At 41.8% G+C, this 23,060-nt stretch carries 17 protein-coding genes and 2 pseudogenes; 5 read left to right on the forward strand and 14 right to left on the reverse strand.

The features are described from left to right. Positions 1–695: 695 nt before the first annotated feature. The 3 genes from UB51_RS09210 to nhaC all read right to left on the reverse strand — a co-directional run bounded on the left by UB51_RS09210 (position 696) and on the right by nhaC (position 4,427). Positions 696–1,166 (reverse strand): DinB family protein, encoded by a 471-nt coding sequence (locus tag UB51_RS09210; RefSeq protein WP_044877046.1) that lies wholly within the window; start codon positions 1,164–1,166, stop codon positions 696–698. A gap of 117 nt (positions 1,167–1,283) precedes the next feature. Beyond that, positions 1,284–2,405, reverse strand: a complete 1,122-nt coding sequence (locus UB51_RS09215; protein WP_044877047.1) for an NAD(P)/FAD-dependent oxidoreductase — start codon at positions 2,403–2,405, stop codon at positions 1,284–1,286. Positions 2,406–3,038: 633 nt separating this feature from the next. Next, positions 3,039–4,427, reverse strand: a complete 1,389-nt coding sequence (nhaC, locus tag UB51_RS09220; RefSeq protein WP_044877048.1) for a Na+/H+ antiporter NhaC — start codon at positions 4,425–4,427, stop codon at positions 3,039–3,041. A gap of 1,006 nt (positions 4,428–5,433) precedes the next feature. Here nhaC and UB51_RS09230 point away from each other — a divergent pair. After that, positions 5,434–6,102: a CAP domain-containing protein gene (locus tag UB51_RS09230; protein ID WP_044877050.1), complete on the forward strand. Its 669-nt coding sequence runs from the start codon at positions 5,434–5,436 to the stop codon at positions 6,100–6,102. A gap of 508 nt (positions 6,103–6,610) precedes the next feature. Here the strand turns inward: UB51_RS09230 and UB51_RS09235 are convergent. After that, a complete protein-coding gene (locus UB51_RS09235) occupies positions 6,611–7,390 on the reverse strand; it encodes a PhzF family phenazine biosynthesis protein (protein WP_044877051.1) in 780 nt (259 codons plus the stop codon). 112 nt (positions 7,391–7,502) lie between these two features. Here UB51_RS09235 and UB51_RS09240 point away from each other — a divergent pair, with 112 nt between their 5' ends. Continuing rightward, positions 7,503–8,891, forward strand: a complete 1,389-nt coding sequence (locus UB51_RS09240; RefSeq protein WP_044877052.1) for an aminotransferase-like domain-containing protein — start codon at positions 7,503–7,505, stop codon at positions 8,889–8,891. A gap of 31 nt (positions 8,892–8,922) precedes the next feature. Here UB51_RS09240 and UB51_RS09245 read toward each other — a convergent pair whose 3' ends face one another. From UB51_RS09245 to UB51_RS28210, 3 genes are all read right to left on the reverse strand, one after another. Then, complete coding sequence (locus UB51_RS09245; RefSeq protein ID WP_044877053.1) at positions 8,923–9,957, reverse strand: YdcF family protein; 1,035 nt, start codon at positions 9,955–9,957, stop codon at positions 8,923–8,925. Further along, positions 9,897–10,088 carry a hypothetical protein gene (locus tag UB51_RS28415; protein WP_162484580.1) on the reverse strand — a complete coding sequence of 64 codons (192 nt, stop codon included), beginning with the start codon at positions 10,086–10,088 and terminating at the stop codon, positions 9,897–9,899. The genes UB51_RS09245 and UB51_RS28415 overlap by 61 nt, the downstream gene beginning before the upstream one ends. A 379-nt stretch (positions 10,089–10,467) precedes the next feature. Continuing rightward, positions 10,468–10,620 (reverse strand): hypothetical protein, encoded by a 153-nt coding sequence (locus tag UB51_RS28210; protein ID WP_160297246.1) that lies wholly within the window; start codon positions 10,618–10,620, stop codon positions 10,468–10,470. A gap of 279 nt (positions 10,621–10,899) precedes the next feature. Here UB51_RS28210 and UB51_RS28215 point away from each other — a divergent pair, with 279 nt between their 5' ends. Beyond that, positions 10,900–11,544, forward strand: coding sequence for a hypothetical protein (locus tag UB51_RS28215; protein ID WP_160297247.1), 645 nt, complete (start codon positions 10,900–10,902; stop codon positions 11,542–11,544). Positions 11,545–12,260: 716 nt separating this feature from the next. Here UB51_RS28215 and UB51_RS09255 read toward each other — a convergent pair. From UB51_RS09255 to UB51_RS27065, 3 genes and pseudogenes are all read right to left on the reverse strand, one after another. Beyond that, positions 12,261–12,722, reverse strand: a complete 462-nt coding sequence (locus UB51_RS09255; RefSeq protein ID WP_044877054.1) for a hypothetical protein — start codon at positions 12,720–12,722, stop codon at positions 12,261–12,263. Positions 12,723–13,260: 538 nt separating this feature from the next. Further along, on the reverse strand, positions 13,261–13,680 hold the full coding sequence (locus tag UB51_RS09260) for a hypothetical protein (RefSeq protein WP_044877055.1): 420 nt from the start codon (positions 13,678–13,680) through the stop codon (positions 13,261–13,263). After that, positions 13,677–13,805 (reverse strand): annotated as a pseudogene (locus tag UB51_RS27065) (winged helix-turn-helix domain-containing protein); the annotation flags it as partial. The pseudogene UB51_RS27065 and the gene UB51_RS09260, both read right to left, overlap by 4 nt. Between UB51_RS27065 and UB51_RS29680 the strand changes: the two are divergent. Continuing rightward, positions 13,778–13,891: a hypothetical protein gene (locus UB51_RS29680; RefSeq protein ID WP_445322359.1), complete on the forward strand. Its 114-nt coding sequence runs from the start codon at positions 13,778–13,780 to the stop codon at positions 13,889–13,891. The pseudogene UB51_RS27065 and the gene UB51_RS29680 overlap by 28 nt on opposite strands. Before the next feature lie 209 nt (positions 13,892–14,100). Here the strand turns inward: UB51_RS29680 and UB51_RS27070 are convergent. Further along, positions 14,101–15,921: pseudogene (locus tag UB51_RS27070) on the reverse strand (bifunctional cytochrome P450/NADPH--P450 reductase); the annotation flags it as partial. 680 nt (positions 15,922–16,601) lie between these two features. Between UB51_RS27070 and UB51_RS09270 the strand changes: the two are divergent. Further along, on the forward strand, positions 16,602–18,083 hold the full coding sequence (locus UB51_RS09270; protein ID WP_044877056.1) for a M6 family metalloprotease domain-containing protein: 1,482 nt from the start codon (positions 16,602–16,604) through the stop codon (positions 18,081–18,083). A 237-nt stretch (positions 18,084–18,320) separates the two neighbouring features. Here UB51_RS09270 and UB51_RS09275 read toward each other — a convergent pair whose 3' ends face one another. From UB51_RS09275 to UB51_RS09285, 3 genes are read right to left on the reverse strand one after another with little or no spacing between them, the layout of a single operon-like run. Beyond that, positions 18,321–19,544, reverse strand: coding sequence for a VWA domain-containing protein (locus UB51_RS09275; RefSeq protein WP_044877057.1), 1,224 nt, complete (start codon positions 19,542–19,544; stop codon positions 18,321–18,323). 3 nt (positions 19,545–19,547) lie between these two features. Further along, entirely contained in the window at positions 19,548–21,950 is a 2,403-nt protein-coding gene (locus tag UB51_RS09280; protein WP_044877058.1) for a DUF5682 family protein, read from the reverse strand. Further along, positions 21,947–23,044 carry an AAA family ATPase gene (locus tag UB51_RS09285; RefSeq protein ID WP_044877059.1) on the reverse strand — a complete coding sequence of 366 codons (1,098 nt, stop codon included), beginning with the start codon at positions 23,042–23,044 and terminating at the stop codon, positions 21,947–21,949. The genes UB51_RS09280 and UB51_RS09285 overlap by 4 nt, the downstream gene beginning before the upstream one ends. Between the last annotated feature and the right edge of the window lie 16 nt (positions 23,045–23,060).

The raw sequence follows: 23,060 nt of genomic DNA on the forward strand, positions 1-23,060 counted from the left end.
TTCATCACACTCTGAACATCACTATCTATCTTTCTTGGTTTTATGCTGTGAGCCATAGAAAGACCAATGCAAATGCTGCCCTCGTCAGCATCCTTTCCTTCCTTTGCCGTAAACTCTCAGTTTTCGAAGTTTTCCCAAGTATCTGGTTCGATATCAGTCTTGTTATTGAACCATTTTACCCGAACCAGTCCCTGCCGTTCTTGGCCAAAAAAGATGAATCCGCTCAGTTTATTCGCATTTCGCTGACATCGGCCTGTGAAATGATTCATAGGGAAGACCTCTTTCTGTTAATTGTTGTGTGGTAACTCAATTCTACAAGAAAAGGTCTTCCTTTTTCTTTTTATCTATTTACATAAAAGATGATTACGAAGAATGAATTACCGAAGGATAAGAGCAACACTAATAAGAAAAGAAATAGTGAACATTTGGACTCCACCATCTAACGCGTAAGACGTCATAATAGCTGTCTAAGAATTAGAACATGTAAGTTCTGAAAAAGCACTATCATTGCCTTCCAATTCAACGCTACTAAACTAAGTGAAAAATACCCGCGCAGCAAACAGACCAAGCACTGTCCCTAGTAAAGGAAAGTGCTTGGTTCTCGCTGTTTTTCCATGCTCTATGCGTAGCATCGTCATAAGTGTAATAAAAAGTGGCACATATCCTTATTCGGACTTGTGCCACTGTTCTTCATATTAATGCTGTTCTCTTGTTGGACCCATTACACCAGGAACAGGTAAACCTGCTTGACGTAATAAGACGGTCATTTGACCACGATGATGTGTCTGATGGTCAACAATTTTACGTAAAATTTGACTACGTGTTGTCGTACTACCAAATGCAGCGACTTCTTCTAATAATGCCTCATCTGATGTGTTACTTACAGCATTTGATAAAGCCTGAGCCATTATTTCATATGCCTCTACAATTGTCTTGACAGAAGTTGGTACTTCTTTTGGGTTGCCGACTAGGGGGATTTCAAAACCTGCAAATTTAGATAAAAATACAGGGGCATTTGTTAAATGCCATGCTAACCAACCAAGTGTACTATGTCCCTCTACGATGGCTTGGTCTAGCTTGTTATCTGACATTGCATTAAACACACTAACTGTCCCAGCAACTGATTCATTCCAGTCCAGGATAAAATCTTCCACTTTACGATACATATATTTGTATGCCTCCTTTTTTTACTACTTCATTCTACTAAATAATTAGAATAATTCAAAAAGCAAAAATATTCCACAACATGAAAACATCCCAGATCCCAGATTTGTTTTTCTTTTTCATTCTATTGCTTTTCGAATTTCATAGTCATTTAAATTGATATCCAGATCCATTCCTAGTGCCATCTTTGCAAGCTGACTTCCAATAAAGGGACCCATCGTTAATCCGGACGCTCCTAGTCCGTTAGCCGCTATAAGATCATCCCAACCGGGAACAGCACCAATCACCGGGAGAAACCCGGGGGTAAACGGACGAAAGCCGACTCTTACTTCCTGAAGAGTGCTGTTTGCTAAATCAGGTGCCAACACTAAGCCTTTATTCAGTATTTCTTGCATTCCGCCTGCTGTTACCCTTGTATCATACCCTTCGATTTCATTTTCATGAGTCGCTCCTATAACGATTTTCTGATTATCAAAAGAGAGCAAGTATTGATCCGTAGGCGGCATGATGACAGGCCATGTACCTGTATCTTGTCGATCTGCAACCTGTAAATGCATGATTTGTGCTTTCTGATAACTAACCTTAAAGTCAATGCCTAAAGGCTGCAGCAGTTGATTTGCCCATGCACCTGCACATACAATGACTTTGTCAGCTGAGTAGCTTTCTTCCCCAACAGTTATGCCTGTAACACGATTTGACTGATATTTAATCGTGGCATCCCCATTGATTAGGACGGCCCCGTTTCTTTGTGCTGATCGGACCAACGCATCGCGAAGTGCACGACCATCTATGCGGGTGGCACCGCTAATATGTACGGAATGATAACCTTCCGCTAACAAAGGAAACAACTCATGTGTATCTTGTTCATTATGCCTTGTAATTTCACCAACTTCCGGTGCATCCGCTTTTCGTAGATATGCCCGCTCCTCCATCATTCTGATTTTCTCCATATCATCATGAATACAAAGCGCACCAACTTGAGCATAGCCTGTGTCTGTCTCGCCCTCGCTTTCGAGTTCCTTAATCAACTCTGGATAAAAACGCGCGCCTGCTTTTGCCAGCTGGTACCATGCCTGATTGCGCCTTTGTGATAGCCAAGGACAGATAATGCCAGCAGCGGCATCCGTCGCCTGTCCTTGATCCTTGCGGTCTACAATAAAAACTTCTGCCCCCATTTTTGCTAACTGGTATGCAGTCGATGCTCCAAGAATTCCTGCTCCAATGACGATGACTTTCCGCATGATTACATCCCTTCCCTAAATCATTTTTTCTAGTATAGCGAATACTACATGTAAGTATAATACTCGCTTATTATTTCAATCTGAAATCCGATAGACAATCAAATCTGCTATGAATACACATTAAGATAATAACAAGTTAGAACCTAAAGGCTAAGTCTACACGAATAGAAGCTATAAAGCCCCACACTTTCTACAAATACGCATTGCGTCATTGACCATTCTACCAATCAACTCGGCAACTGTTGGGATATTATGGATTATGCTAGTCACTAGTTAAGTTCGTCGATATCGATGGACTTTTCCCGATCAAAAAAATGCAACTATCTCCTATAGTAAGTAACGCCACAATGTATGTATATTTATATAAAATTCCTATAATATGGGGAAAATAGTGCAATTTTCGTTGACATTATTATGCCTACATAAATATAAAAAAGTCTGATTTCTCAGGCTTTTACTTTTACCTGCCTCGTCAAAATCCTTCTGTTGAATGCGCAGACTGCGATTGCGTACGCTTTCTCCCCTCCGGTCTCGGGCGATCTTTTCATATTTCTGTATCTTTTTTTCAATCTCGCAATAATAAAAAGGTCTTACCTCCCAATATTCAGGAGATAAGACCGATGGCTACAGTAATTATTTTGAAATCACTTTATCCTTACCAAGCGAATTCCTCTGCAATTTTGGTATTAAGGCATAGGCAAACGTGAATAGTGGGCTTAACCACAAGAAGGTTGCATAGGGTGCATATTCGATAACCGGAACACCAAGTGTAGATGCGAAGAAGGCACCGCTGACGCCCCATGGAATCAATGGGTTAACGAGCGTACCGCAATCTTCCAGCGTACGGGACAGGGTCTTCGCTGGAATATCTCTACGGGTATACTCATCCTTGAACATTTGACCGGGCAAAAGGATAGAGAGATATTGCTCGCCGGTCATGCCGTTTACCGCAATAGATGATGCACCTGTCATGAGGACAATACTGCTGTTACGCTTCAGTGGTTGAATGACTTTACGGAAGAAGGCTTCGATGACGCCGCAATGCTGTAACAATCCTCCTAATGATAAAGCGATTAAGATCAGAGATACGGACCACATCATAGATTGCAAGCCGCCGCGGTTTACGATGGAAGCGACCGTTTCGTTGGCGATAGAGCTCTTATAGCCGCTCTGCATCACACTGAACCAGACATCAATTGCCGTCTGGTGCTGAATCAAGGCGGTCAATAGAAGTCCGGTGACAATACCGACGACTAGCGTCGGTATAATCGGAATCCTCTTGATAGAGCAAGCAATAACAGCAAGAGGTGATATCAACGTTAACCAATGAATATGGAATCCGTCATGCAATGCAAGCTTGATTTGTTGTATCGATGATAAATCGATGGTATTGGTTTTTGGCGCGAGCAGGAAAAAGACAGTAGTCACGACAAGCGCCGGAACCGTTGTGTATACCATGTTACGAATATGTGTGAATAAGGATATGCCAGCCACCGCAGGAGCAAAATTCGTCGTATCGGATAATGGCGACATTTTGTCACCAAAACAAGCCCCACAGATGATCGCTCCAGCCGCCAGGACTGGAGAAACACCCGTCGTTAAAGCAATTCCCATTAAGGCGACGCCGATCGTACTGACTGTAGTGAACGAGCTTCCGGTGAACATTGAGACGACGATGGTGACATATAACGCGCTCACTGCAAAATAATGCGGTTCAATATAATCCATACCATAGTATAAAATCGTCGGTACCGTACCGCTCATCATCCATACGGCGATCAGAATACCGATGAGCGAGAGGATGAGAATCGGCATAATGGCCGTTTGAATACCTTGAATGATGGCGGATTCGAGCTTCTTCCAAGTAAAGCCGAATAAGCGCAATAGAGTGGCTGTGCCAACGGTTGTTGCGAGAAGTGGGAGATGCGGTTCCGCTTTTAAGAGAAAGATCGATACAAATAGAGCTGCTAGAATAAAGACGATGAGAATGATGCTTTTTGAGAAATTAAGCTGTCGGTCCATGATGATGGGGCTCCTTATCCATTGTTGTGGCGGTAGAAGATTCATATATCCTTATTCGCTTCTATATATCTTTTAGCATAGGATTATCATCTTTTTCACTTTTAAGCTTTTTGGCTTTTTGGCTTTTTCGCTTTTTGGCTTTTGTGCATTGAAGCATAGAGGTAATATAAACGATAAGTATGAATAGAGTCAATGTTATGAACATACAAAGCAGGATTTTTCAGCCAAATGGACAGACGTCGGGGTTTTGTCGCTCCAATTTTGATAGAGTCACATTCATCAAACCAGATGTACTGAAGGAAAGCCTCTTATCTGCCTTGAATACCGAAAAGTGTTTCCCGAAATACCTTTACGATTTCTGCCATAAAAGAATACCTCCTCCTTTACTCTTTTAAGCTCATATGGTGATTAACCCCGTTGGAGGATAATATTCGTCATGAGTGTATTTAGATCCCAGCTTGCAAAATATAAAACTATAGTAATATGATAGTTTCCTGTTTTGTACATAAGTATACTATCGGATTTATATCTTTCCTTTCAAATTCAACAGTGGCAAAACCTCCGCCAATTATTGGCGAGGGTTTCGTTTGACGGTCTATGGCTTCCGTTGGGGACAACGAGATACTTTGATCCTTTGACAAGTAAAGCCAGTTGATTGACTTTTTCCTCACCGATAACCAGGTCAAGTTCCCCTGTAATAAACAACGCTGGGCATTGAATGCTGAATGCTGCTGTTCTGTTCCTTCGTAAGTTGTGGGTATAGACGCCATCTTGTGCGGATTTTCTCATGTGCTCTTGCCAATATCCTTGATGTGCTTCTATATGTCTTTCTTCCATCGATTTAATAAAATCATAGTGTAAAAGCCATTCGGTTCAAACTCCTCCGATTCTATGGAGGTGACAAAGCCACAGCTAGGAGAAAACGAAAATAAGGAATAAATAAAGGGCAAGCAGGAAATCTTAATTCTGTAACTTCACTAATTTGACGGACCAGGGAGGTTGGCTTATGGTAAAGTTTATCGTATTAGCAGTATTATTACTGGTGACAGGCTGTATGGCCAATAACAATATGACGCAAAAGCAAGTGACTCCTAAGCAAACAAGAATTTCAAATCATGTTCATACTGTTGCACCAACTCCTGTTATAACACAAGCATCATCAACAACTACATCGAGGATTACAACAAAAGAAGCACAAAACGGAATTCATTCGGATTTGTTGGGTCTGATTCAAACACCGGCCGGAAATCCTGGAGAAAAAGTCCCGACAAGTACAACAGGACAGGCACAGGAAGGTGAAAACGATTCATCCCAATTCGCACAGCAGGTTCTGGATTTAGTAAATGGAGAAAGGTCCAAAGCAGGATTAAGTTCCCTGAGTATGAGTGAAGAATTGTCAAATATGGCTATGGTTAAGGCAAAGGACATGTACAACAATAATTATTTTGATCATAATTCTCCAACACATGGATCCCCCTTCGATATGATGAAGGAATTCGGGATCACATTCAATTCCGCTGGAGAAAACATCGCAAAAGGGCAAACCACCCCTACCCAGGTTATGAAGGATTGGATGAATAGCCCAGGCCACAAAGCAAATATAATGAATAATAGTTATACCCGTATCGGTGTTGCTTATTATAACAATGAATGGGTCCAAGAATTTACTGGATAACCCAAAATTGATACATACTACTGTCCATTTAGAACAGTAGTATGTATTTCTAACATGAAGATGCATCTATGTTGTTCTGCTTCCGGCGGATTCCGGAGAGAATCACGACTTTTAACTCTTCTTGGGCAATACGCTGAATGTAAGCGTAGATAATGACTTTGGTAAGCCGCTTCCCCATGATAAAGTAATGCATTGTATTTCATGTACGAACTCCATTATTGTAGATTTTCAATAGAAACCGGACCTTATTTCATGAAGACCGTCATTTCAAAATCGAAATTCACTATTTAAACAGCTCTAGGGGAAATACCTCCCGGAGCTGTTTTGTATGGACTGTTCAGAATTCTGAGCGAGATCCATTTCGATTGTAGCTCCTGAAGAAGATCCACTAACCTCATAAATCCAAACTATTGCAAACCGATAAACGCGACTTACGGGGATTTAGGAAGTATAATTCCTAATTTTTCAATTGTTCGTTCTATTCTCATCGTATGCAGTCTCCCTTACCTTATTGATTTATTTGAAGATCCGCTATGGCATATAAAACGGCTGATCCGCTAATTTTCACTCTATCTCCGACTAATTCACAGTATAATGTTCCACCGCGCTTGGAAAGCTGTCTCGCCACCATTTCATTTTTGCCTAGACGGTTTGCCCAGAAAGGAATGAAGTTACAGTGTGCAGAACCACATACGGGGTCTTCATTCACATTTAACTTTGGAAAAAAACTTCTAGAAGCAAAATCGTACTTTTGACTTTTGGCCGTAATGGAAACACCCAGGCCCGGCAGCTGTTTAAGCTTGGAAAAATCAATTGATGCATTTTGAACATCTTCTTCTTTTTCCAGTACAAACATTAAATCTCTACCCAGATAGGTTTCTACAGGTTTTACACCAAGCGCTTCCACCATTTGCTCCGTTAAGGTGAATTCTTCAGGCATTCTGCTAGGGAAATCCATTTCATAAAGATCCCCTTTTTTCACCACAACAAGCTCCCCGCTCATTGTCTGAAATGTAATTTGGTCTACATTCTTTTCATAATAGTTAGCAATGACATACGCGGTTGCCAAAGTAGCATGTCCGCAAAGGTCAATTTCTTCTGCTGGAGTAAACCATCTTAAACGATAGCACTCTCCCTCTTTGACAGCAAAAGCTGTTTCAGAAAGATTATTTTCAGCAGCGATTTTTAGCATGGTATCATCCGAAATCCATTCTTCCATGATACAGACGCCGGCAGGATTCCCTTCGAATAATTTTTTAGCAAATGCATCTACAACGTAATATTTCATTGTATTAACCTCCTTATTTTTATGGGAATTGATCACATACATAACTTTAGCGCTCTAATTGTATGGTTTCAATGATATAATTGTATGCAAGACAATGATCAGGAGGTTTAAGATGCCCGTAAATTCATTTGAACATTATCCGATGACGTGGAAACCGGATAAAAAGCAGCTTGTTTCTCCGTTATATCGATCCATTGCCAGCCTATTAGAATATGATATTCTCAATGGATATCTGCCGCCTAATACCAAACTCCCGCCTCAAAGAGAGCTAGCCGATTATCTTGATATTAATCTCAGCACCATAACCAGGGCTTTTAAAATATGTGAAGTGAAAGGGTTAATTTATGCGGTGATCGGGAGGGGAACCTTTGTCACTCCTAATGCGAGAAATGCAATCTTTATGGCAGAAAGTAGTGAGGGACAAAATTATATAGAGATGGGCATTGTAAAACCACTGGATTGCTCAAACGGATTAGTGGCAGAAGCTATCAAAAGTATTGCCAATAATAATTACCTGGAGCAATTACTTGATTATAGACATCCGCTGGGAATGCCTTATCACAGAATGGCAGCCAGGAAGTGGATGCAGAGATTTTCCATGGATGCACCGGTTGAGAACATCGCTATCACTTCAGGGGGACAAAATGCTCTTACGCTGATTTTAATATCCCTGTTCCACCCGGGGGATAAAATTGCGGTGGATACGTATACGTATCCTAATTTTATTGAGCTCGCTAACATATTAAATATCCAGCTCATTCCGATTGAGGGAGATCAATTAGGCATGATGCCGGAGAGGTTAGATGCTGCCTGCAGAACAAATCAGCTGCAAGGAATTTATATAGTTCCATCCTGTAACAACCCTACTGCTGTCACGATGGATATGAACCGCAGAAAGGATATAGCAGAGATTATAAAAAAACACGAACTTATCTTGATAGAAGATGACATTTACTCTTTTCTTGCTCCAGAAGGTTATTTACCTGTTTCACATTTTGTGCCAGAAAGATTTGTTTATATTCTAAGTATCGCTAAATCACTAAGTTCCGGGATGAGAGTGGCCTTTATAGCTTACGCAAATTCGTTTGTTGAAAAAATCACTTACGGAATCTTTAATATCAACATAAAAACTTCTGCCTTAAATGCAGAGGTTATAACAGAATTGATTAACACGGGAGTTGCTGACAGGATCATTAGAGATAAGAAAGAAATGGCAAAAGTACGCAATGAACTCTATCAAAAATATTTTCAAATAACTAATCCACATGAAAATCCGCTCAGTTTTTTTCGGTGGCTTCCGCTGTCCCAGCTTTATCAGCTCAAACAGTTTGAGCAGAATGCTTTAGCACACGGTATCCATGTTTATCATTCCGATCGGTTCTTGGCCAAAAAAGATGAATCCGCTCAGTTTATTCGCATTTCGCTGACATCTGCCAAAGATGTTGATGAATTGGATAGAGGACTTTGCCTGCTTAAGCGTCTCCTGCTAGATACCGAATAAAAAAAATTTGAAAGGTGTGCTGCCGCTTTTCTTAAAAAAATAAATAGCCAATTACCGTCATTATTATAGATAATCCTAGAATAATTCCTACTACTATACTATGACGCTTCCGACTCATTACAACAACCGCAATATATTCTCGAATCATTGCATTTGGCCAGTAATAGAAAGCTGTTTTTGAGCCGATTCCTTGGCTCATTAATCCTGCTTGTTTCGCATATAACCCGGCGCGGAAAAGGTGAAAGTTGTTTGTTGTAAAGATGCTTTTATATTTATCACCTTTTAATGAATCCATAATTTGTTTTGAAAAGAGCATGTTCTGGTAAGTATTCACAGAACGATCTTCTTTTATTGTGTGCTGCATAGGAATTCCCTTTTCGATAGCATACATTTGCATTGCCTCTGCTTCGGGAAGATTTTCATCTGAGCCTTGTCCACCAGAAAAAATGATTGTTGGTGGAGATGAGACAGTGGCTTGCTTCCAATAAAAATCAATCGCTCTATTGATTCTGCTAGCCAAAAGTGGAGGAACTTTATTATTAATCAATCCACTACCAAGAACGATAATAAAATCTTGATTGTATTTTGGTCTATTGAATTGATAGAGAAAATAAGCCATTAAGAAATTAGATAAGTTTACAAATAAATATAAAACAATAAAAACCATTCCCGTGTAAAGTAGCTGGAGTTTATCAGATAAGAATCGAGACGGATCGATTATAGAAATTATTATCAATAACAAAAGACAAATACCAAAAATAAAAGTTAAATAATTAGAAAAACGTCGTCCCTCTTTTCTAGTTAGAATCCTTGCATTCAGAAACATTCCTATCATTAACACAAAAAGGCCAAAGCTAAACATTAAGAAAATAATTAGAATAGGTATAACAGCAACAATCATTAAATATTGATTATTTGAGCTGAAAGCTAAATACATGCATAGAATACCTAATGAACAAAAAAATAAGTTGAATAGAAAACCATTGATTATCCTTCTAGGGTCTGTTAAATAAAACCATAGAAAAATGACCAGTAAAGTAATTGTAATCCCCAAAAATATAAACATATTTTCTTAACACCTCGTTTTTTCATATCATTTATTACGATCTCCTGACGCCAGTTTCGAATGGTCTTCAAGCAGGCAACAATAGCAGGATAGTTACGATTACTCCCCAAATGTGAATGTAGCATATTCATATGTACGAATCTCCCCTCAACAATCTTAGTGCAAAAATCATTTAAGTGTCAATTTCAAAGTTACAGAATTTCTCTGACTTTAATTGATGCATTTATCGCATCCTCCATGTGATTTTGCCAACTACTTGTTCCCCTTACGCTCTCTGAAGTTTTTATTACATGTATATGCAATTCTTAGATTTGGTAAAGATATTCTTTAACTAACGGCAAATGAAGCTTCCTTACGAGGAATTTTCAAAACCAATGACAACTTCACGCACTAACTCTTCGATAGTAGCTTCAGAGAGACGTAAACGTAATTCACCCGCAGCTTGAATAAAATATTCACGGTTGTTAAGGGGCGTCTTTAGGTCGCTGATTGACCCGCTCCCACAACAGTTTAATAGCAAGCGCAGCTTGAGAAGTGAAACCATTTTTCATTAGCCTCTTTCAGGCAGGGGGATGTATCCTTCTGATCGTCACTCAACCCTGTTATTAAAGGAAGGAGTCCATTCCCCTTCATATCGGCCTGCCAAATTTGATCAAATAGCATGTTTATTCCTCCAATATAAGTTTGTTGTCAGTTCCCCCAACGCTATATTCCTTTGTATATGCAATTACATTTATGCAGAGTAAATGCGGTAAATAATGTATTCGCCTTAAAGGAAATCATACTGAATTCGAATATGAATGGTTTGGAAACTAATGAAACATACTACTAATAGTATGACTTAATTGGGGGTGACAGGCTTGGTAATGAGGAGGAACGCATTTAATCATCATTCATGGCAGGGACAAAAAACCAGCTTGCGAGGAGATGAAGCAGCTAGTTTTGAAGTCCATGATTACGGGCTTAAGACGACTTGACGTTGAGACAGCAACAAGGGTGGAGCAGCAAGAAATCAAGATTTCTTTTGTTTACTATGGAGATATATGCAATCGTATTTTGATGGGGAAATGGCCACTTCAGCTAAAAAAGAAAATGATTGAAATAGATGGTCAATTCTATGTCGAGTCCGGTTATTATGATGAACCTCTGAAGCGCTTGATAGAGCGCCCTGCGAACCAACATACGATGGAGGATTATTACCAATTTACGCGTGGGGAAGTAGTCCGGTTTGCGGACGAGACCGCAAGGCTAGCCAGCCCGTTGTTAGCTTTAGGTTTGAGTTCACAACTTATTCAGTGGCGTTTACCAGATTTAGCTAAGTATCAGAATAGTCGTGTAGTGGGATCGGAAATCCGTGGGATGGTTGAGGTATGCGAAAAAATTATGAGGATTGAAGGAACCTTCGTTGTCCCTCCAAAACGTATAAATACGTGGAATATCTTCAATCGACTCAACCAACTGCTTGTACAGCATCATGGAAAAATCATCTTTCATATCTCCATCGTGAGCAATATAGTCATCCTCGGCACTAATATTGATCCAATTGACGATGTTTCTCGGATACATGCCGTCGTCAGGCTCATTTGAATCATAGAGTCCTTTTTGTATTGCTGGTTCACCTAGTGGACTTCCTAAGGTGAGCCAAAGCTGAACTTTTTTGCCCCACAAGAGCTTATACTCACTCATTCTAGAAAACTTCCATAACACATCGTACGCTACCAGGCTAATCAATTGCTGCAATGGCTTCGATCTTGATAAGGCAAACTTGTGAGTTAAAACAAAAAGGAGTGCCATGATCAATAAAAATGGGCTCTTTTTTGTGCGTTAGGATGTATGAACCGAGACTGTAGTAGCAGGAAGGTGAGCTTGCTTCTTTAAAGCAGCGATTATGTTGGTATAGCAACGATTTACATTTCTTTTCATATCATATAATTAATCAACGTGTCGAAGTCTATCAAAGATTGTCGATAATGTTATTTAAATCTTTTTACGATATTCTTTTATATTTGTAATTCGTCAAATTTTTCTATTGCTCCTATTAGAAGTTAAACTCTACTACGGTGCAATTAAGTATGGGATGTGAAGTTTAAGTTCCTACAAGAGAATACGAGTCCAGATTGACCAACTCATCGTATTTCTCCGATTTTTCCTCCTGTTGAGCAACGAATAGCTTTACGAACTCGAAGAGAATTGGGTTGACGGTTAAGAACAGCTAGTAATTCACTATTCATTGTTTCGTCTTCTTTTTCCAAAACAAAAAGCCATTCTCGTAAGAGAACAGCCTATTTATACCTATTATTTTATTAGAATAGCCAAGGGTTTAAATAGTAAGTAGCATTTGGATCATAACCAGTAAGGGAAGATTTGAATACAATGAAGTTGTATCTAGCATTTGCCTCAACCCTAAACGATACCCACTCAGGATTTCCAACACCCTGAGAAAGCACTGTATATGGTACAGGCTCACCAAAGTTTTTGTTAATTACGAATATAGAATGGGAGCTCTCTGGCTTCGTTTGGAGAAAAAGAGTCATTTCTCTTCCCCCGTCATTCGCACCAGTTTCGACGTAAAACCAGTCTCTATCATTTGCTGAATTTATCTTCCCCACAGCTAGATCTCCATATACAAGCTTTTGGGCTGAGTAGTAATCATCATTATATTCTTGGTCAGGAACATTTGCTGCGAAAGCCGCTTGTGATGAGAACACCAAAGAAAATACAATTATACCAACAGCCAACAATTTTTTAGATAGTTTATTTAACATTTGATAAAACCTCCATTTACTATTTAGGGTTTAAAATCTAAAATGAGGGCCCAGTCATCTCAATTTATTTACATAATATACCATGTATATCATTAACAGTAAATAATAATATTTCTATATTGATAGATTGTTATAAACAGAGACTCACTTCACATCACTCATTTAGAACTTTGTAAGGAGTCAACATAAAATGGAATATTATAAAAAAGCATATCTTATTCTGTGATGAATCCTCTACTTTGGTAGATATGACATCTGTCCGCATGTGATCACCACTACATAATAAAAAACCGCAAAATGCGACTTTTGGAATTAGTTATTCCGCGCGGATTTATATAAAACTATTTCAGAGCTGTATCTCAATTCGTATCTTACTGTGCTCCACGGCGTGCCGAATCGCATTGCTCAATATATTTATTCGTCTAGGGCCTGCACAGGCAGCAATAGATCCGATATCTCCCCTTTCACACGGACCTAACCCTCTCTTAGCTTCAAGTCTTGCTGCTGTATCTTCACTGGTTGCATAATGGTGTCTTCTTCATCCAATAAAGATTCCATCCACCACCAGCAAATAACCAGTGCTAAGTCCTGTCGGAATGTCTTGCGTCATCGTGCCATCTGACGAGATTTGAATTGTAATGATTGTGGACTCTGTTTGCAGCCTAATAAAATACGGGTCTAGGCTCATTCGTTCAAACTGCTTATTCAGTATAGCGACACTGGCATTATTATGATTCATAAAATGACCGAGAAGCCGTGCCGCTTCGATCTCATTCAAGTACACACCTCCATATTGACGACCCAATTGGCTCATGTTTCGTTCCAACTCATCTATTTTAGCTGACCTGTAAAATCGTTCAAAGAATAATCCTTCTGCTATTGTCACTAAAGAGAAAATAATCAAAATTAGTTCGGACGTTACAACGAATAATTTAAGGAGAACACCATGCCTTCTCATGGTTCCATCTCAAATTTATAGCCAGAACCAATGACAGTACGAATATATCGCCCTTCGTTACCTAGCTTAGCCCGTAATTTTTTAATATGGGTGTCCATTGTACGCAAATCTCCAAAATAATCAATTATATGTATGTCTGGCCATTTATGTAATACAGATGATCTTCAGCATTGTTTGGTTGCGCTTGTTTACAATGGGACGCGTGATATGAATCGTACTACCAAAAGAAAGCACAAATAGGCTGCCATCATTGTAAATCCTATCCAATTATTTTATATAAGCTTTCACCATAAAAGTATCCCCTCCAAGTTCACTCTTTCCCCCATGAAACATGCGGTCTTTTTTGAGTGTCTACTTAAAAGGGGATAATACCATGTCTCTTTCGAATCAAATGGTCTCAGCTACTACGTGAGCCAATCTTTAAACCCCCATCCAAACGTCTTTGACGTAATGTCCTTCGACCATGAGACGATCCAGCCATTTTTTCGCTTCCGTTTCGCTAACGCCGTGAATCTCTTGATAAGATTTTTGCAGGGTTGCCTCTACATCCGGAGCCATCTTACTTTCGTCTCCGCACACATAGAATCGTCCACCCTGATCCAAGAGTCCAATTAGCTCCTGCTCCTGCTGTTGCATCAGTTGTTGAACATAAGTCTTCGACTGCCCTTCCATCCGTGAGAATGCTATGTGTACGGTAACAAGTCCCTCTTGTTGGAACTGTTCCAGCTCCTCATGGTATATATGATCCGCTTCGTTGCGGCAACCGAAATAGAGGTGTGCTGTGCCAAGTTGCATTCCTTCTCGCTTGAGTGCACAACGTGCCTGGAGGAATCCACGGAACGGCGCGATCCCTACCCCTGGTCCTACCATAATAATCGGAGTTCCCGGATCTTCAGGAAGCTGGAAGCCTGACTCTGGCGTGCGAAGGAACATCACGATGGAATTTCCCGGCTGCATGTCCGCAAGATAGTTGGATGCAACTCCTTGGTATTCACCTTGGCCATTCCAGGCAGGTCCGCGCACAACGCTAACTGTAATGCTGGCCTGTTTCGGCTGCACGCAAGGAGAACTGGAAATCGAATAATAACTTACTTTAAGAGGAGGCAAAAGCTCCACAAAACGTTCAAACGGCATTTCGCATGCCACGTATTTCTCTAACAAATCAAGCATCGAAATCCGTTTCTGAAGGACATTCACCTTGTATGCCTCTTCCTCCATTAGAGCTTCCAGCTCTCGCTTATGGGGCGGGCATTCGGTTAATGCAGCAAGAGCAAGCTCGAGTCGCGGCCTCCTGTAATTCCACGCTGCGGCTCAGCAGGTCGTATAAGCTTACGGGACGATCCAGCGGGAGATGAGCTGCACGCTGTCCAGTCGATTTCAGAATAACATGGTCCTTGCCATCCAATCCAAATCGACTTAAGACACGCTCGACAAGTTCATTCCAATTATGAGGAAAAACACCCAAATGATCTCCCTCTCGATACGATATTCCCTCTGGAAGCTCAATTTCAATATGCCGAGTACTACGTCCACCCCCTCCTGTTTGAAGCTCGCAGTTGTCAAGTACTTTTGCATAAAGGGCGTCGTACGTTTCGGCAAGTGGCGTTTCTATCGCTTCACTGACATACTGTACGGACAGAGTAGAGCTTGCTTGTTTTGTCTTTTCTTTGATGCTCAATCCTAATGTGCTCATGATTTCTGGCCATAGCTGATCACGTCAGCTCTCTACCTGTGTTTCGAAATCGCCGCTGACGTCGCCTTCCCCGAGAGAGACTAGTCTTTTTGCCCCTTTGGATGCAAGCTGCTCGTCAATAAATTTCGGAACACTCTGATAAGTGCTTGCCCAGTTACGGTCACCGCAACCCAAGATGCAATAACGAATACCTTCCAATTCACCAGACTCCACTTCAGGCAACCACTGAACGAAGTTACGTGCATTATGGGGCGGTCTGCCATTATAAGACGCCGTTACAATATAAATAATGCCGTCTGTAGGTAATTTCCCTACATAATCGTTCAGAGATGCTACCTTACTTTGGAAGCCTTGATAGTGGGATGCATCCGCAAGCTCGCGGGCAATACCCTCGGCTGTGCCAAGATCGGATCCTCGAACCTTTCCGGGCGGAAATCCTCGGCATCCTCTCCCCACGCGGAGACATCTCGATGCAATTGAGGAATCAGCACAATCATTCGTTCCCCTTTTTTCAAAGCATATTTTCCCGCTATCATCGTATCTTCTTTCACTATGTTTAAATAAAATAAAAAAACGCGATTTTTGCGGATATTAATCGGACTACATTCTGTTTATAACCTTTAGTTATCAAATTAACCCGGATGAAAAAAAGTATTCGAAATAAACTTTCACACATATATAATGTAAATTTTAACATAAATAGATATTGAAGGTAAATTCAGGACATGCTATGATATGAGCAGATCAACAAAACTTACAGACACCACACTGAAATGAAGAAGTGTTACATTGTGAAAAATTGATAACTGTACCAGTTGTAGGAGCACTAGTCTTATTCTATTACTGTGACTAACTAACTATTAATTTTAAAAATTGAATATGCTATCTATACCATATAGACCCGAGGATGATGTTGCATCATCTTCGGGTCTATGTTTCAATTCGCTGTTTATGGCTTTAATCGCCACTCACCGGCAATAATCTCATCTGACTCTATTCGTCCTACTAAAACACGAGCGTTTAATTATATAATCTCTATAAAATTAGTGAATTTTTCAAAAAAAAATTGATCGGTGATTATTACGACCTACGGCCCTTTAACGATTATATAATCGTCACAACAAATCCGAAAAATTTCTAGTATTTAAAAAATTCAGGACTTGAGAATGATTTTCGAAAGTGAGTTCATAATAAAGAACAAAAATCACTACTCAGGAGGTAAATTTTAATGAGCAAAATAGATGGAGAAGTATTAAGCTTTACCCATGGGAACAAAGAGATAACTCTTCGCGTATTTGGTGATGAATTTTACGCTAGATATGAGTCGCTTGATGGTTATACAACCATTTATGATACAGACTTAAAAAAATACTGCTACGCTTATCTAAATAACGGAAAACTTTCTTCAAGTGGTATTGACATCACTGACCCCTCACCTTCAGATCTTACTCGTCATATTAAGGAGGATCCATCAATAAGAAGTGAAAAATTTTCAATGAGATATAACGAGCTCAGGCCAAAGGATGAGAAAAAAAACTTTGAAAATAATATGAGGGCAATAGGACCAAATAATGGATTACTTGAAGGAAGATCCATTACAAAAGGTGTAGTTCGTGGCTTAACTGTTTTAGTTGAGTTTTCTGATCTCTCTTCCTCTGTTACCGTTGATGATGTGAGCAACATGTTAAATGGAGATAATTATCAAGAAAATGGAAACTTTTGTTCTGTAAGTGAGTACTATAAACTAATGTCGTCTGGGAAATTAATTTATAATAATCACGTAGTTGGACCTGTAAAACTCCCAAATGGGATTGATTATTATAAAAGAAACCTTCTTATAAAGGATGCTATGGATATCTTAGTAAGAGATTTAAATATCGACTTGTCACAATTCGATTCCACGAATAGTAAGATTGTTGATGCAGTAAACTTTCTTTATGCCGGAAGGACAGTTTATGAAAAACAACTCTGGCCGCACAATTCACATGCTGATTTAGAATACAATGGTTATAAAATTGATTTATACATGCTATCCAGTCTAGGAAGAGGCCCTAGTGATTTAAGTATAGGGACTTTTTGTCATGAAACTGGACACTTACTATTCCGCTTCCCTGATATGTATGACTATGGTGAACGTGATGGTGACAGGGAAAAAAGCCAAGGTATAGGACAATATTGTTTGATGGGCTCCGGTAACCACCTCAATAATGGTCTTACACCTTCGCCAGTTTGTTCATATTTAAGGGACTTAGCCGGCTGGTGTGAAAATAAGATTATTCTTAACGAACTTACTGGTAAAATTAATGTACAGCATGGAGATTACAATACTATTCTTAAATATAATACTGATATTGAAAATGAATATTTTCTTGTTGAAAATCGAACGTCTGTTGATCTGGACAAACATTTGCCTTCAAGTGGGCTAGCCGTATATCATTGTGACATTAATGGATCTAATGAATATCAAGCTGCTACACCAACAGAGCACTATCAATGTGCTCTAATACAAGCTGATGGGAACCTAGATCTAGAGAATAACCGCAATCCTGGGGATAATCGGGATTTATACGGTAATATTGAAGGGCTTGCACTTTCATATAATACCAATCCATCCAGTAGACAGTGGAACTCTAAGGATTCAGGGTTAATTATTTCAGATATATCTGATTCAAGCATGAATATTGAGTTTACACTTGGTTCAAATGTTTAAGAAGAATACACATCATGAGGTTAACAAAGCCCTGAATTTTCGAGGGCTTTTCTATTCCTGAAAACCACCGGACTGGATTCCTAATTCCCATGCATTGAGGAAGAACGGAAGAGCGTCCATTTGTCGAGATGAGGAATTAAAAACTCTGCCCCGTTCCAGAAAATATCGAATTCGTGCCACAACTAAATCCTTGTTCAATAATTTCTCGGCACGATCACCTCTGGTATGCTGCCTTGTTTACAGGTTCTTCGCATCTCCTATCCGATTAGCCATCTCCTTCAGGTCCAATCCCTTCAATGCTCCTTCAATTAATTCAGGTAGCCGGTCTGGCGAACAACCGAAACACGGGATGCCAAAGGACGCTAACTTCTTAGCTACAGAATCATCGTAATCCGGTATTCCTTGATCTGATAGGGCAAGCAGACATACTGCCTTCACTCCCGCTTGCTGCATCTCTGCCATTCTGCGCAGCAGCTCAGATCGATTACCTCCTTCGTATAGGTCAGAGACGAGGATAAAAATTGTCTTTTTCGGTTCTGAAATAAACTGTTCACAGTAAGCTACGGATTTGTTAATGTCCGTTCCTCCTCCAAGCTGAACACCGAACAACATGTCAACTGGATCCTCGGCACACTGCTCGCTAAGGTCGACGACTTCAGTATCAAATACGATGACTCTAGTGTCTAGAGAAGGCATACTGGCAAAAATCGAACCCACAATCGATGCATAGATGACGGAATTCGCCATAGAGCCGCTTTGGTCAATATCCAGAATGACGGTCCACTCCTTGCTTCTGCGTGCCCGGTCGAAAAAGTAAACTTTTTCTGGTATGAGCAGCTGTCGGTCCATATCATAATGTTTCAAATTTTTACGAATGGTCGTATTCCAGTCGAGCCCAGAAGCTGACGGTAACGGCGAATGCTGCCTCCGGTTCAACGCCCCAGTTACAGCCCTTCGTATGTCATCGGAGAGCCGTTTCGTTATTTCCTCTACCACCACTTTTACGAGTTGCCGTGCCGTATCTTTCGTTTTCTCGGGAATATGTCCTTTTAATGACATCAATGTAGCCACCATCTGAATATCGGGCTTCACTTGAGACAATAGTTCAGGTTCAAAAAGGAGCTGATTTAACCCCTTCCGTTCAATAGCATCTGCCTGAATAATAGACACGACATCCGGCGGGAAAAATGAACGGATATCGCCAAGCCACTTGGCGAGCTTGGGGGAAGACGCCCCCAAACCTGCTGATTTCCGGCTCCCGGCGAGACCTGAACCGCTAGAGTCCATACAACTGTGACCAGATGTTCCATCATAGATAGCTGCCAGTGCTTCATCCATCAGCCTAGAGTCCTCATCAAGCAGAGGGCCGGACGTTGCTCCATATGATTGTAGCTTCGGCTCAGCATCTGCACCAAGAATCAGCCTCCATCTTTTTACCTGCTCCTCATGATTCATCGTCATAGCTTACAAATCCCCAAAATCAAAATCATTGAGTTCATCGATTTTCTCCTTTTCTTCCTCACTAAGTGGCTGCTGAAGTACTTCCCCGGTCTCCATCGCTCCGCTTCCCCACAGGTCGCCCATCAGTTCGGCAATAGATGCCTTTTCCCTTGGCTCAAAAGTGCTGAATACCCTGCGCAAAAACACCAAGGAACGTTGAAATTGCTCGTGCTCCAGTGAAAGTATGTACTCATCGAGCTGCTTCCACAGAAAGATACGGGAGAGTAACGCATATCTGTTCCTCGAAGCCAGGCCTTCAAACCAGCCTGCACCAAGATCGGCAGGAATGCCCGGAGATAGCCGCCTAGATACCTCTGCAGCACATTGGTTCTCGGACACTTCGTTTCGTTCGAGCAAAATACCAAATGCATAACCCGACATCATAGCGTTCCGGTCATCACGTGAGGAAAGTTCTTCTAGATTCTGCAGCCACAATAGGTCGTCAACCACATCAAAATGCTCTTGAGCAATCGTATGCAGTGCATTCATTGCACTGATGTTGTTCTTAGCCGCTTCTTCACTGCACAGTGCAGTATCGACCAGTAACAGAGTTCCACGCAAAAACAATTGCTGAAGAAGCGGGATCATTGTCTCCGTCTCAATTAGGCGGATCGACCCATATTGAATGAATACAGACAGCTCATAGGCCGAAGTGGCTATCTCTACAAAATTGCCCGCATCAACGGCCAGTCGTTGTAGCGTCCTTCTGGCCTCTTCCATAAGTGAGGGTAGGCCGCAATCGCAAGCGATACGGATAATCTGCGATGCTTCCACGATACTGTTACATTCCAGCAGCTTTTCATGTAGCACAAAGGCAGCCGCTAACTGGACAGTCTCCCCTTTTAAAGTCGATTCTACCGTTTGAATTTCAGCCTCTGGTGTCCACTGGAGCACCCATTGTTCTGCCCACGTGGCGGAATCTTGCCGGCTTCTGTGCTTCCTGGCAAAACTGATACCAATAAGCTCAAGCCGATGTAGCAGCACAGAGCGGTTCAAGTCGAGAAATGCCGCGGCTTCTGACTTAACTCGGCGATTTTCGCGCAGATCAAGTTCGAGGTCAGTGGCTACCACAGATTTGTACTTCTCCAGCTTGAGCCGTTTCAACTCACGCTTTAAGTCGTCCTGGACCGGTGTCTGGCTGACGCCTTCCGGCAGGCTACCGATTACTGTGCCGATATCGGTCCGGGCCAAAGCTTCAGCGACAGCGGACAGCTCGCCGTTACCGAGACTTATCACCACTGCATCCCGCAGATCCTTCCACGTTGGAAACCTACCGTTGTGCAACGAGGCAAGCGCATCAGCTAGCCTGACCCCCTCGATAACCGACGCAGTTGAACGGTACGTTCCGTGCTCACGCATATGAGTGACTATATGCGTGAGATACAACGAGGAAAGCTTGTTAAGTTCATTACGCTGCAGGCATCTCCAGAACAGTTCATAATAGGCGGGCGCATGATTTCCCGCCCCATAACCTGACTGTGTTGACAGCTTGTAATAAGAGTATGGCATGAGCGTAATTTTGGTAGCACTCCGCAGAAGGTTTGCCAACTGCACGTCGCTCATGGGAGGTAAATCCGCCCGCAAAGCCGATACATGATGTGCACCAGTTACGACAACAACTTTATCAGGATCATGTCCAGCATCGAGAACCTCTTTGATTCTGCGACGCATATAGGCTTCACGAATTTCGTTATACGCTGCCTCCGCTGGTGCAAGTTCCCATTCATGTTGTTCCGTCATTGCCCTCATTTGAGCGGAATAATGATGTATCGCCTCCCGATAAGTCTCCCTTTCCCCTTCGTGCTCGAAATACCGCTCCCAATATGACTCATAATCTGACTCTCCCGCAAGGGCAGCGATTTGCTCATACAGGTCATGCTGCGTACTCGCATAGCTCCGGATGTTACCAACTGCTTGGGGAACCTCTTCTTCCCCGTTGTTAGCATTTTGTACAGAATTATTGTCTCTGCCATTTCCCGCTTCATTGACCGGATTATTGTTCGAACTACCGTTTGTTCCCTCTCTTCGCATTTCGTACAAAGACAGCGAAATATCCGAAGGTAAATCGATAAACTCCACATGAACTCCGTTCTGTTCTGACCAAAGGAAAGCCTGGTACTCAGGGGAATATACTGCAAAAGGGTACAAAAGCGTCCTTACGGGTAACTGATCCGTATAGGCCAAAAGGGCAACCGGAGGCACCACCTTGCGGGCAACCAGCTGCGAAATATATTCGCTTGCATCTCCGGGACCTTCCACTAGAACTGCGGTAGGCTTCTTCTCTTCCAGAAAAGCGCGTAAATGATAAGCGCCCGTAGGAGATAAATGCCGGATCCCGAAAACATGGTACGGCTGCCTGTCGTTCATCCGTTCATCTCCGAACAAGCGTTGTACAAGCTCCGCCATGACGATCCCCGCTTCTTCATCACATTGTCCAAGTATTCTTTCCACACAAGACGGTCCTTCTCTTCATCTTTCACAATGGCTCCCTGCAGTCCTGCGGCGATATCTTCCTCCTGAATGGTCCCGCTGCCGAAGCTGGCAGCAAGCGCCATACTTCCAGTCAACAGCGAAATCGCTTCTGCTGTTGAAATAACACCGCTTGTCGGTTTCACCTTTTCCTTGCCGTCCATAGTCATACCACTGCGAAGTTCACGGAAAATAGTGACAATCTTGCGCACCACATCATCTTCCGGCAGGGACGCGGTCAACGCGTAATTCGCCGATATTTCACCCACACGCTTGCGAACGATATCAACCTCAGTTTCAATATCCGCTGGCGCTGGCAGCACGATGATGTTGAACCGCCGTTTGAGCGCTGCAGACATTTCATTCACCCCACGGTCGCGCGTATTCGCCGTGGCAATGATCGAAAACCCCCGTGCTGCTGGCATCTCCCGACCAAGTTCGGGAATAGACACCGTTTTTTCGGACAAAATGGAAATCAGTGCATCCTGCACTTCAGACGCGCACCGGGAAATTTCTTCAAACCGGGCAATCCCGCCCATTTCCATTGCCCGAAAAATGGGGCTCTTGATCAAAGCCTGATCCGACGGACCTTGTGCCAGCAACATTGCGTAATTCCAAGAATAACGGATCTGTTCTTCGGTTGTGCCGGCCGTTCCCTGGATGACCTTGGAAGAATCGCCATGAATAGCGGCTGTTAAATTCTCAGACAACCACGACTTGGCCGTTCCCGGTTCACCAATGAGCAAAAGTGCCCTATCCGTCAGTAGCGTGGCTATCGCTATCTCGACCAGCCTTTTATTCCCTATATATTTGGGCGTTATTTCCGTGTCTCCCGCCTTACCTCCGGTTATGTACGTAAGAACAGCCTTTGGCGAAAGCTGCCAACCTGCAGGCCTTGAGTCCTTATCCATATTTTTCAACGCTTCCAGTTCCTCACTGTACAATTTCTCGGAAGGAAGCCTTAACACATTTTGTTCATCATGTTTTGTCATTATCTGTGTTCCTTTC

The sequence above is a fragment of the Paenibacillus sp. IHBB 10380 genome, from assembly GCF_000949425.1.
GTDB lineage: Bacteria > Bacillota > Bacilli > Paenibacillales > Paenibacillaceae > Paenibacillus_AQ.